The 11339-nt window shown below is 67.3% G+C and carries 11 protein-coding genes, 1 tRNA gene and 1 pseudogene; all 13 read left to right on the top strand.

Annotated features, from left to right (window positions below; translation table 11 throughout):
* Nucleotides 1–271: 271 nt before the first annotated feature.
* The 13 genes and pseudogenes from QM618_RS08910 (at nt 272) to QM618_RS08850 (ending at nt 11201) form a co-directional block, all read left to right on the top strand.
* The gene (locus QM618_RS08910; RefSeq protein ID WP_428097289.1) at nt 272–799 is read left to right on the top strand and encodes an RNA polymerase sigma factor; all 528 of its coding nucleotides are present in this window, start codon (nt 272–274) and stop codon (nt 797–799) included.
* Nucleotides 796–2079 carry a hypothetical protein gene (locus QM618_RS08905; RefSeq protein ID WP_428097284.1) on the top strand — a complete coding sequence of 428 codons (1284 nt, stop codon included), beginning with the start codon at nt 796–798 and terminating at the stop codon, nt 2077–2079. The genes QM618_RS08910 and QM618_RS08905 overlap by 4 nt, the downstream gene beginning before the upstream one ends.
* Nucleotides 2080–2154: 75 nt before the next feature.
* Nucleotides 2155–2703, top strand: coding sequence for an RNA polymerase sigma factor (locus QM618_RS08900; RefSeq protein ID WP_428097280.1), 549 nt, complete (start codon nt 2155–2157; stop codon nt 2701–2703).
* A complete protein-coding gene (locus QM618_RS08895) occupies nt 2700–3605 on the top strand; it encodes a hypothetical protein (RefSeq protein ID WP_428097277.1) in 906 nt (301 codons plus the stop codon). Before QM618_RS08900 ends, QM618_RS08895 begins: the two co-directional genes overlap by 4 nt.
* The gene (locus tag QM618_RS08890) at nt 3602–4642 is read left to right on the top strand and encodes a Gfo/Idh/MocA family protein (RefSeq protein WP_428097274.1); all 1041 of its coding nucleotides are present in this window, start codon (nt 3602–3604) and stop codon (nt 4640–4642) included. Before QM618_RS08895 ends, QM618_RS08890 begins: the two co-directional genes overlap by 4 nt.
* Nucleotides 4643–4874: 232 nt before the next feature.
* A pseudogene (locus QM618_RS08885) lies at nt 4875–5009 on the top strand (type IV toxin-antitoxin system AbiEi family antitoxin domain-containing protein); the annotation flags it as partial.
* A 309-nt stretch (nt 5010–5318) separates the two neighbouring features.
* The gene (locus QM618_RS08880; RefSeq protein ID WP_428097293.1) at nt 5319–5801 is read left to right on the top strand and encodes a hypothetical protein; all 483 of its coding nucleotides are present in this window, start codon (nt 5319–5321) and stop codon (nt 5799–5801) included.
* Nucleotides 5802–5954: 153 nt separating this feature from the next.
* On the top strand, nt 5955–6959 hold the full coding sequence (locus QM618_RS08875; RefSeq protein ID WP_428097270.1) for a Gfo/Idh/MocA family protein: 1005 nt from the start codon (nt 5955–5957) through the stop codon (nt 6957–6959).
* Between the two features lie 16 nt (nt 6960–6975).
* A complete protein-coding gene (locus tag QM618_RS08870; protein WP_428097265.1) occupies nt 6976–7761 on the top strand; it encodes a L,D-transpeptidase in 786 nt (261 codons plus the stop codon).
* 30 nt (nt 7762–7791) lie between these two features.
* A complete protein-coding gene (gene tmk, locus QM618_RS08865) occupies nt 7792–8388 on the top strand; it encodes a dTMP kinase (RefSeq protein WP_428097262.1) in 597 nt (198 codons plus the stop codon).
* Nucleotides 8385–9524, top strand: coding sequence for a DNA polymerase III subunit delta' (locus QM618_RS08860; protein ID WP_428097258.1), 1140 nt, complete (start codon nt 8385–8387; stop codon nt 9522–9524). The genes tmk and QM618_RS08860 overlap by 4 nt, the downstream gene beginning before the upstream one ends.
* Before the next feature lie 21 nt (nt 9525–9545).
* Complete coding sequence (locus QM618_RS08855) at nt 9546–11072, top strand: alpha/beta hydrolase (protein ID WP_428097255.1); 1527 nt, start codon at nt 9546–9548, stop codon at nt 11070–11072.
* A gap of 53 nt (nt 11073–11125) precedes the next feature.
* Nucleotides 11126–11201: transfer RNA gene (locus QM618_RS08850), tRNA-Thr, on the top strand.
* The last annotated feature ends 138 nt before the right edge of the window (nt 11202–11339 follow it).

The raw sequence follows: 11339 nt of genomic DNA, 5'->3' as shown, positions 1-11339 counted from the left end.
CGCGCCGCGCCGCGCCCAACCCCGCCGCGCCCGGCCCGCCGCCGGGCCACACCCCTGTTTTGTTATTTTAGGAATTCCTAAAACAGTGAAACGGGGGTGGGACCTCCCGCTGCGCCGCCCTAGCCCCGCCGCGCCGCCCTAGCCCCGCTGCGCCGCCCTAGCCCCGCTGCGCCTCCCCGCCCACAACCCTGCGGTACCGTCGGGACGCGCGCCCTACCCCACCGCGCGCCACACTTGAGCGTTATCCCTGCAAAGAAGAGGGGAGGCACGCGTGGGGTCTCAGCCCAGCGTCGTCGACGAGTTGTACCGGCACTCGTTGCCGCGCCTTGGCGCCTACGCATACCTCCTCACCGGCAGTCACGCGGAAGCGGAGGAACTGGTGCAGGCAGCAATCGTCAAGGTGTGCGCGCGGCCGCGCCGCCTCACTAACCTCCCCCAGACCGAGGCCTACGTGCGCGCCGCCATCCGCACGCTGCACATCGACGGGCTCAGACGGCAGGCGCGGTGGCACCGCGCGGCGCCCACCCTGGCATGGCCCGACGCTGTGGCCGGCCCCGCAGAGCACGTCACCCAAGCGGACGCGGTAGCGCTCGCGATGGCCACCCTCGCCCCGCGAGTGAGGACCGTGGTCGCGATGTACTACTGGGAGGATCTCCCGATCGCAGACATAGCAGGAGCGATGGGTATCAGCGAGGGCACAGTTAAGGGCTACTTGCGGGACGGGCGCGAAGCCCTGGCCCCGCTGCTCGGCGACGACGATGGCAGCGAACGCAGTGAAGTTACGGAGGTGCGGTCATGAGCGACCTCAGGCGAAACCTCGACGAGTGGGCGCTCGGGCACGGCGACCACGTGGCTGCCGCGGTCGCGAGCCACGAGCGCGCAACGCGCCGCGCCATCCACGTCAAGCGACGCAACCGCATCCTTGCCACCGGTGCCACAGCGGCAGCCGCGGTGGTGGGAATTGTGGCCATAGCGTCGGCCCTTCCGGGGCCTGCGGGCACAACGCCAGCCGCCAACGACTACGTCACCGCCGACCAACTGACGTGCGGCCAACCATGGGATCTGGAACAGGGCACCACGGAGTTCATGGAGGGCGCGCCCGCGTTCTACGGCGGCGTGGACGGGGATTGGGTGGCGACGGCCGATAGTGGCGACGAGACCGTCCGCCCCGGCGAGATCCTGGCCGGTCACACGGCGCTCTCGTGGCGGGGAACCGCGGCGCTCGCGGGCAACACGGTGGCTCGTGCCACAGTCGTGGCGGTGAAAGACGGAGTGATCGTTGGCGCGGCGAGCGAGCCTGGCGCCTCGGTCTTCGACGGCACCACATTGACGGCCTTTGGCACCCTGCCCGGCACCTGCGGCGACACGACCACGCCGATGGATTCGGGCGAGTACACGTATCACGTGGTGGTGGGGATAGAGCAGGTTCAGAACCAAGAGCGGCCGGTAGTGATGTTCGTGGATCCCGGCGGGCCGCTCGTAGTGGAGGTCAACGGGCTCACGGAGTCGAGCGCGCCGCAGACCCAGCCGCCAAGCGGCCTCATCGAGCCGCAAGGCGATGTTTACCAGGCCTTCGTGGTGCCGCGCCCAACGCCAACTAGCTGCACCCCGTACCAAGACATGATCGACGCCGGTCAACCGCTCGTTCCCAGTCACATGCAATACCAGGTGACCATCCCCGGCGTTCAGCCCGTCACCGCCGATTCCTGGATGAGCGGTCCTGTGGCGATCATCGACGATCCCGATTATCGCGCCTGGTACACGGACCTGCCCACAGCGATCGTTGCGACCAACTTTGGAGGCGGCAATCCGCTGGGCTCACTGGCGTGGACTGCCGGCCCAAGTGTGAGCGGCGAGGTTCACCCGGATCAGTTGCGGCTCGTTAACACAGACGATGCTTTGCTCATGCAGCCCCAAATCGGCAATTGCGTCTTCACGCTCCCGGGCCCCACGGTGAGCGGCGCCGTCTACCTCATCATCGACGGGATCGACCTCGACGGCGTGAACGAGGCCAACCCGGGCGTCGACTTCGACGTCGAGGCCATGCAGACCTGGGTGTACCTGGGCCAAGCGGAGTAACCCCGCGCACTACCCTGAAACCGCCGCACAACGTTTCGCGTGAGCAGAGCGTTTTAGGGCCGTCGAGGGAGAGTCATGGCCGACTTGGATGAGGTGCTCGCGGGCGTCACCCGCACCGCGGGCGCGCGCCTCGCCGCGTACGGCTTCATCCTCACCGGCTCCCAGAGTGACGCGGAGGAACTTGTGCAGGAGGCGATCGTCAAGACCTTCGTGCGTCGCCCTCGCCTCAGCGACCCCGCGGCCGCGGAGCAGTACGTGCGCCTGGCGATGAAGACCCTGGTCATCGACAAGTCTCGCAAGGCCCGACGCTGGCATGAGCGGGTGCCCCAACTCGCCATGGGCGCGGAGCAGGGTGAGCACGTCACGGCCATTTCCACGCGCGTTGCCGTGGAGAAGGCCCTGTCCTCGCTCACTCCGCAGCAGCGCATCGCCGTGGCCCTGCGCTACTGGGACGACATGACCGTGCCGGAGGTCGCCGCCGCGATGCGCCTCAACCCCGGCACCGTGAAGCGCTACCTCTTTGATGCCGCAGCGGTCTTGCGCCCGCTGCTCGGCGACCACGTGGAACCCGCGGACCTGGATGAGGACATTCGCATCGTCAACACCAAGCGAGGCCGACGATGAGCGACATGATCAAGCACCTTGATGACCTCGCCCAGCAAGTTGGGGCCGACGCTGGGGACAGGCTCTCGATGAGCGTCACCAATGCGCGGCTTGCGTCGGAGGTGAGGCGCGGGCTGCGACGACGCCGCATCATTGCGGCGTCGGTGACGGCGGCGACTGTGGTGGTGGTTGGCGCGGCGGCGATTGTGGTTCCGCAGCTCATGAAGCCCACGCCTATCGCCCCCGCGGGCGAGGTGCGCACCCCCATCGAGACCACGGACGGCCTCATCACCTACAGCGACGGCTCCATGCAGGTGCTCACGAGCAGCGGCCACACCGTCAACGTTCCACCCGCCGGTGAGGACGCTCCCGTGTTCCGCCAGCAGAGCCACGTGGATGCGTGCGCTCTTGATCCGTCGCTCCTCACCGCCGGCTGGGTCCCCCAGTTCCCTGGCGCCTTTGACTTGGTGAGCTTTGCGCGACCACTGTCCATGGACTCCGAGGGAGCGCACGTGCTCGCCCAGGGTCAGACGGTGCACTTGGACTCGGAGTTTGACTACGTCGCCTTCGCGTTCAGCGTTGACGTGGACCCGGCCATCGCCGACAAGGTCGTCATGACGCTCGACTCCTACGTGCTCGCGGTGGACGGCCGCGTGGGCTACATCGGCTCCCAGCTCGAGTCCGAGCCCACCATCACCTACTCGGGCGACAAGGCCGCCGGCACCTACACCGCCACCCTCACTACGCGCGCCATGGCTACCTACAGCGAATGCCCAGGGGTGGGCTCGTACGAGGACTTGCCCATAGCGTCGGGCGTATCCCACTACATGCAAGCCAACGTGTTCGTTAACGACGGCCACGGCCACGTCAATCCCATCGCCACCCACAACTCGTGGGTGACCATCGTGAAGGCGAGTTCATGACAGCAACCGACGTCCGCGCGCCCCACCGCCTCGCCGAGCCGATTGAGGCGCCGCCTTTGCGCTGGGGCGTGATTGGCGCGGGGTGGATCGCGGACGTTTTTGCCCGCTCCGTGCTGGGCCACACGCGGTCAACGGTGCAGGCGATCGCGTCGCGGGACGCGCACCGCGGCAACCTCTACGCCGCCAAGTTTGACGTGCCGACCGTGCGCTTTGGCGACGGGGCATACTCGCGAGTGTGCGAGGACCCAGAGGTGGACGCGATCTACATCGCCACGCCACATGGGTTGCATTTCGAGCATGCTCTACTGGCCATCGCCGCTGGTAAGCCCGTGCTTGTGGAGAAGGCGTTCACGCGCAACCTGCGGGAAGCCGACGCTGTGGTCGCCGCCGCGCGCGACGCTGGAGTTTTCCTCATGGAGGCCATGTGGACGCGGTTCCTGCCACACATGGTGGAGGCGCGGCGGTTGGTGTCGGAAGGGCTACTTGGGGAGCTGGTGCACGTGAGCGCGGACTTTGGCGGCTCGCCGGAGTACGACCCCGCGTCGCGAAACTTCGCGCCCGAGCTGGCCGGTGGCGCGCTCTTGGACTTGGGTGTTTACCCCGTGAACTTCATCCACGACTTCTTGGGGGCTCCCGGAGCCGTGCGCGCTCTGGGTGCGCTCGCGCCTACTGGCGTGGACCTCAGGGAAACGATCGTGCTCAACTATCCGGAGCGTCGGGCCATGGGAACGGCCTTGTCATCGTTTGCCGCCGACACCGCGAGGCTCGCGACAATCTCCGGCACCGAGGGGCGCATCGACTTTGGCCACGACTACTACGGTCCGGCGGGGTTCACCATGGTGCGCTCCGGGCGGCGCGAGTTGGTGTTCTCGCAGCGCACCGAGTTGGGGTGGCAGTACCAAGTGGCGGAGGTGGCCCGATGCGTGCGGGCGGGGGCGCTCGAATCCGAGGTGATGCCGCTGTCCGCGACGCTGGATGTGATGCGGGTGCTGGACGAGGCGCGTGCGCAACTGGGCGTGGTGTTCCCGGGGGAGTAGGCGCGCCGCGCGCCGCGCGCTGGGCCCACGCGACGCGCCGCCCCGCACCGCCCCTCACACCGCCACCTCACACCAGCCTGTTTCCGTGGGCCAAGTCGAGGAGCACCCAGATTTGGCACTTTTCCGCCGAAATCGGAGAAAAACTCAGGATTTTGGGTGCTCCCCGACCGCGGGTTATCCACAGTTCCTGATTTCTCGCCCAAACATGCGTTGAGCAGAGCACTATGACGCGGTGGACCCGCTCCGAGCACTCGCTGATTCTGGCGGAGCAGCGCGCGCCGATGCGCTCATGCGAATGGGTGTCTCGTGGCCTGCGTTGAGGACCGCTGTCGAGGCGGGCTTGGTGGTGAGGCCCTCTCGTGGCACCTACGCGCTCCCTCAGTTGGACGCGCCGCGAACAATTGCGGCAGCGCTGCGTGGCCACGTGGGATGTGTGAGCGCTTGCGAGTATTGGGGAATCCGGTCCGTTGCGCCGCCCCGAGAGGTACACATTGTTGTTCCTCGAGACCGCAATGTGCCCAGAGAGCGATCGCGTTCCCTCGGAATCCTCGGGGTTCACCGGGAGCTAGACACCGAGGCGCGGGGCCTCGTCGAAAACGTGGAACTCGCGCTCGATCACGCGGCGCGCTGTACTCGGCCCATTGAGCAGTTGGTCTTGGTCAATAGCGCGTTGAAGATGGGGCAACTAGACCCGTTCGCGGTTGGTTCGTTCGTCACGGGAGACTCGCGGCGACTCGAGTGGCTGCGACGTGCGGCATCGAAGATGTCGCACTCTGTGCCGGAGTCGGTGGCCTACGCGGCGCTTGACGCGGCCGGGTTTGGTCCGGTCAGGCAGGCGCCGCATGACGGAGTCGGTCACATCGACTTGGGTGTGGGAGAACATCACTGTGTCGAGGTCGATGGGTGGGACACGCACGGCAACAAGGTCGCGTTTGCGGAAGACCGCCGTCGCGACCGAGAGCTGGCCGCGCTGAAGAAGTGGCCCCTGAGGTACACGTACGCCGAAGTGATGACGGATCCCCGCGCGTTCGGTCGCGACGTGTCTCGCATTATCGGCGTCCCTGTGGCGGCCATGTACGACAAGCGCATGGATTGGCTGTTAGCGCTGCCAAATGGGCATCTCAACCGGCGCACTGGCTGGCGGCCAACCGGTATCTGATGACGTAGCGGGAACCGCGAGCTGCCTGCAGTCGAGGAGCACCCAGATTTGGCAGTTTTTCGCGAAGATGCAGAGAAAAGTGCTGAATCTGGGTGCTGCTCGACTGTGAGGGCGGATGTGAGGGGGATTGGTGGGCGCACTAGGCTGACATCCATGACCGCACCGCTGCCTCACGACGCTCCTGCCATCCGTTGGGGAATCCTCGGCGCGGGGGGGATCGCGCACAAGCTCGCGCAGGCCGTGAACCAGCACACGGCAAGCAAGGTCACCGCCGTCGCCAGCCGCACCCCCGGCAAGGCGCAGGCGTTCGCGGACGCGGAAGGCGTCCAGCACGCCTTCACCAGCTACGAGGACCTGGTCAACAGCCAAGAGGTGGACGCCATCTACGTCGCCACCACCCACAACGACCACCACACCCCGGCGCTGCTCGCGATCAACGCTGGCATCCCCACCCTCGTGGAGAAGGCTTTCACCCAGAACGCGGCCCAGGCGCGCCAGGTCATCGACGCGGCAGCAGCCAACAACACGTACGTCCAAGAGGCCATGTGGACGCGCTGGCTGCCGCACATCGCCGCGGTCCGCGAAGCCATCCAACGAGGCGACATCGGCGAGATCGTCACCGTCCAGGCGGATCACGGCCAACCCATCGCGCACGTGGACCGCATGAAGCGCCCCGACCTCGCGGGAGGCGCCCTCCTTGACCTCGGCATCTACCCGGTGAGCTTCGCCTTCGACATCCTCGGCGCACCGGACAAGGTCACGGCCGTTGGCCAGCTCACGGACGCCGGCGTTGACGGCCAGGTCAGCATGGTCTTCGACTACGGCCACGAAGGCAGCAAGGCCCAAGCTTCCCTCACCACCACGATGTGGGCCCGCACCCCGTGCCAGGCCGTCATTGCTGGTACGGAGGGCCGCATCGAGATTGCGGACACCTTCTACGCCCCCTCCACGTGGCGCCTCATCCGCAAGGACGGCACCAGCTGGGAGTTCGACGGCCGCGTGGACAACGGCTTCCAGTACGAGGCCGCCGCCCTGGCCCGGAACGTCGCACAAGGCCTCACGGAGGCGCCGGAACTCCCGCTCCACCAGACCCTCACCATCATGGAGACCCTTGACGAGATCCGCAGCCAAATCGGCGTGGTGTATCCGGGGGAGTGACAGGTAGAGTCGCTTCATGCGACTGCGCGGGCTGAGGGCCGCGGTCGGCACCCTCGTGGTTCTGGCCGCCCTGACCGCGTGCACCCAAAGCGCTGAGCCAACGTCCCAGGCGCCGTCGCCGACGCCCTCAGCCACAGCGTCGGACACCCCGACGATTGAGGCGAGCCCGCAGCCAACCGCTGACGAATTCGTCTCCACCGTGGCGTACGTCAAGGGCCAGGAGATCAAGGTCAGCGACACCCCGGGCGGCGACACAACGATGACGGTCAAGGCCACGGACGTGCTCACCGTCCCCGACCAAACGCCCCTGGTACTCCTCACAAAGACCATCCAGGCGGACGCGATCGAGGTGTACCTGCCCATCCGCCCTAACGGCTCCACGGGCTGGATTGACCCGGCGGATGTTGACCTCTACGAGACCACTTTTCAGCTCGATGTCTATCACGCAGACCACACGATGACGCTCTCGCAAGAGGGCGTGGTTGTGGCCACGTACCCCATCGCCACGGGCCAGGATGAGATGCCGACCCCCGGCGGCGTGTACTTCATCCGCGAGCTTCTGGCGCAGCCGGATCCGAACGGCGCGTACGGGCCGTACGCGTATGGCCTCAGCGGCTACAGCCCGGTGCTGGACACGTACAAGGACGGCGACGCGGTCATCGGCATCCACGGCACCAATGATCCCAGCTCGATCGGCAAGGACATCAGCCACGGCTGCATCCGGATGCACAACGCCGACATCACGGAGCTGGTGCAGACGTGGCAGTTGCCGCTTGGCGTGCCTGTGTACATCCACGAGTAGGTGTCCGACGGCCCCGGTAGCGTTGTGCCCATGAGCGGCACGTGGGTGGTTTTTGAAGGCGGCGACGGCGTGGGCAAGACCACGCAGATTGACCTCCTTGCCGCATGGTTGCGTTCGCATATGCCCGACGTTGTGGTCACCAGGGAGCCCGGTGGCACTCCGCTTGGGGTTGAGTTGAGGGCCGCGGTGATGCATGGCGATCATGTGGCTCCGCGGGCGGAGGCGTTGCTGTATGCCGCGGACAGGGCGCATCACATTCATGCGGTGGTGAGGCCCGCGCTTGAGCGCGGGGCGGTGGTGGTGCAGGACCGCTACCTGGACTCGTCGATCGTGTATCAGGGGGGCGCCAGGGGGCTTGGGGACGAGGTGGAGCGCATCTCGATGTGGGCCACGGAGGGGCTGCTTCCGCATCTGACGGTGGTGTTGGACATGGCGCCCACGGGGGACCGCTTGGAGCGGGATCTGGATCGCGTTGAGCGGGAGACAGCTGCGCATGCGGCTCAGATCAGGGCGGGGTTCCTGGCGCTCGCGGAGCGAGCGCCAGCACGCTACGCCGTGGTTGATGCGGCTCGTCCTGTGGATGTGGTTGCGGCGGATGTACGTGCCGCCGTGGAGAGACTGCTGTGACCGGCGTATGGGATGACGTGGTGGGCCAAGAGCGCGCCCTCGCGGCCTTGCAACAGGCGGTGGATGACCCCACGGCGATGACGCATGCGTGGCTCGTGACGGGCCCCCCGGGCTCCGGAAGGTCCCACGCCGCAAGAGCCTTCGCCGCAGCGCTTCAATGCCCGGACAAGGGCTGTGGCGCGTGCCAGGCCTGCCGCCAGGTGATGGGCGGAACCCATCCAGATGTGAAGCGCGTGGCCACAGAGAAGGTCACCATTTCCATCGACGAGGTGCGGGAGCTCATCACCACCGCGCAACAGACCCCAAGCCAGGGGCGCTGGCGCGTCATCATCATCGAAGACGCGGACCGCATGACGGAGCGCACGTCGAACGTGCTGCTGAAGTCCATTGAGGAGCCGCCGGAGCGCACCGTGTGGCTGCTGTGCGCGCCTTCGTCTCAAGACGTGGCCGTGACCATCCGGTCCCGCTGCCGCATCGTGTCGCTCGTCACTCCCTCCCCGGATTCCGTCGCGGCGCTGCTCGTGGAGCGGGACGGGATCCAGCCGGATGCCGCCCTCGAGGCGGCGCGGGCCGCGCAGAGTCACATCGGGGTGGCGCGCCGGCTCGCCCGCGACGCGGGCGCCCGCGCGCGCAGGGATCAGGTGCTGGCCCTCGCCACGGAGATCAGGGGAGTCGGTGACGCCGTGCTTGCCGCGGCGGACCTCGTGGCGGTGGCGGACGAAGACGCGAAGGCGGTCTCTGAGGAGCGCGACGGTGCCGAGAAGGCGGAGCTCATGGAGGCCCTTGGCGCGGACGAGTCCGGCCGCCTTCCTCCCGCCCTGCGCGCCCAGGTGAAGCAGCTCGAGGACGACCAGAAGCGGCGCGCCACGCGTATGAAGCGAGACGTGCTTGACCGTGCCATCCTCGACCTCATGAGCCTGTACAGGGACGTCGCGGCCGTCCAGGTTGGCGCCGACGTGCACTTGGTCAACGAGTCCCACCGCGGGCACATCGAACAACTCGCAGGGCGCACCACGCTCGCGGACACGGTGCGCTGCCTCGACGCCCTCGGCACCGCACGCACCCGCCTCGCAGGCAACGTGGCCCCCCTGCTCGCCATAGAGGCGATGACCCTCAGCCTGCGCCCCGTGAACTAGCCGGTCAACTAACCTGAGCCCATGACAAAGCCTCGGGTGGTAGTTGCCCTGGCCGCAGCGTCGGCCCTTGCCTTGCTGGTACTCACGGCGTGCACGCCAGAGAAGACCCAGGTGACCCCAGAGCCGGGTGACACCACCGCGGCCCCCACCACCGGTGGCTTCGACGCGTACGCGCAGCAACTGAACTGGGAGACGTGCGGAAGTGTGCAGTGCGCGGACGTGCTGGTGCCGCTCGACTGGAGCAACCCGTCGGGCGAATCGATTACCGTGAAGATCAACAAGTCCGAGGCGACGGGGGACAAGAAGGGCTCGCTGCTCATCAACCCCGGTGGCCCTGGTGGCCCTGGCCTCGACTTCGCGGAGAGTTTCGTGGGCAGCGCGGGCGAGGACCTGCTCGCTGCGTACGACATCATCGGCTTTGACCCGCGCGGCGTGGGCACGTCCACGCCCGTGGACTGCGGCGACGCGGACACGGTGAACGAGTTCATCGTCACCGACTGGCCGCTCGAGACCCAAGACGACGTGGACGCCGCCAACCAGCGCAACACCGACTTTGGCAACGGCTGCGAGGCCAAGACCGGCGCCCTCATCCAGAACGTCGACACGGCCTCCGTGGCGCGAGACATGGACGTCATCCGCGCCCTTGTTGGCGACGAAAAGCTCAATTACCTGGGCTTTTCCTACGGCACCCAGCTGGGCGCCACCTACGCGGAGCTGTTCCCGGACCACGTGGGCCAGATGACGCTCGACGGCGCCGTGGACTTCCTCCTTCCCACGGAGGAGCAGAGCGCAGGCCAGGCAGAGGGGTTCGAGCGCGCGCTCACCAACTTCGTGAACTGGTGTCACAAGGAGAGCAACTGCCCGCTCGTCGCCGGTGTTGACGCCGCGAAGAAGCAGATTCACGACATCGCCGTGGACGCCATCGCGCACCCTGTCCCCACCACTACGGGCGGCGAGGTCAACGGCAACCTCATGGTGTACGGCATCGTCGTGACGCTGTACGACGAGGGTAGCTGGGTGTACCTCCAGCAGGCCCTCGACGAGGTCATCGAGCAGGACACGGCGTTCATCATGGGCCAGCTCGCGGACTTCTACCTTGACCGCGACTCCACCACGGGCGAGTACCTGAGCAACTCCACGGTGGCGTTCTCGGCGATCTCCTGCCTCGACGAGGCCGAGGAGCCACTGTGGGATCTCGCCAAGGTGGACCAGTTCCGGGCCCAGATGGAGGCGGCGTCGCCCACGTTCGGCTGGTGGTTCGCGGGTTCAACGGGCTGCAGCGGCTGGCCGTTCCACGCCAAGGAGATCGTGACGTCGCTGGACAACGCCACCTCGGTGCAGCCCATCCTCGTGATCGGCACCACGAACGACCCCGCCACGCCGTACGCCTGGGCGCAGTCCCTCACCGCGCAGCTCGGCAACGCCACGCTCCTCACCTATGAGGGCGAGGGCCACACCGCCTACGGCCGCTCCAACCAGTGCATCATCGACGCTGTGGACGGCTGGCTCGTGGACGGCACGATGCCGGATTCGGGAACTGTGTGCTGAGCCGGTACACTTTCTGACTGGCCCTCGCGGTGTTCACGCACCGGGCGGGCCGCGCCGCCTTAGCTCAGTCGGCAGAGCGATTCACTCGTAATGAATAGGTCAAGGGTTCGATTCCCTTAGGCGGCTCCAACGGCCCGGTCCCCTCGCGGGGGCCGGGCCATTCGCTTTCCTCCAGCGGCCCGACTCTGTGGCCGGGGTGCGCGTTGTCGCCCCACCCCGGCGCCCCACCCCCCGTCGCCCCGCGCCCCCGTCGCCCCGCGCCCCCGT

This window comes from Demequina sp., from assembly GCF_049841215.1.
Lineage (GTDB): Bacteria > Actinomycetota > Actinomycetes > Actinomycetales > Demequinaceae > Demequina.
This window is presented reverse-complemented; position numbering and strand designations above follow the sequence as displayed.

What these genes read in the sequence shown, in the direction of transcription:
- QM618_RS08880 (WP_428097293.1), top strand. Translation starts at nt 5,319, where the DNA reads ATGGGGCAACTAGACCCGTTCGCGGTTGGTTCGTTCGTCACGGGAGAC.
- tmk (WP_428097262.1), top strand. Translation starts at nt 7,792, where the DNA reads ATGAGCGGCACGTGGGTGGTTTTTGAAGGCGGCGACGGCGTGGGCAAG.
- QM618_RS08900 (WP_428097280.1), top strand. Translation starts at nt 2,155, where the DNA reads ATGGCCGACTTGGATGAGGTGCTCGCGGGCGTCACCCGCACCGCGGGC.
- QM618_RS08895 (WP_428097277.1), top strand. Translation starts at nt 2,700, where the DNA reads ATGAGCGACATGATCAAGCACCTTGATGACCTCGCCCAGCAAGTTGGG.
- QM618_RS08855 (WP_428097255.1), top strand. Translation starts at nt 9,546, where the DNA reads ATGACAAAGCCTCGGGTGGTAGTTGCCCTGGCCGCAGCGTCGGCCCTT.
- QM618_RS08905 (WP_428097284.1), top strand. Translation starts at nt 796, where the DNA reads ATGAGCGACCTCAGGCGAAACCTCGACGAGTGGGCGCTCGGGCACGGC.
- QM618_RS08890 (WP_428097274.1), top strand. Translation starts at nt 3,602, where the DNA reads ATGACAGCAACCGACGTCCGCGCGCCCCACCGCCTCGCCGAGCCGATT.
- QM618_RS08870 (WP_428097265.1), top strand. Translation starts at nt 6,976, where the DNA reads ATGCGACTGCGCGGGCTGAGGGCCGCGGTCGGCACCCTCGTGGTTCTG.
- QM618_RS08875 (WP_428097270.1), top strand. Translation starts at nt 5,955, where the DNA reads ATGACCGCACCGCTGCCTCACGACGCTCCTGCCATCCGTTGGGGAATC.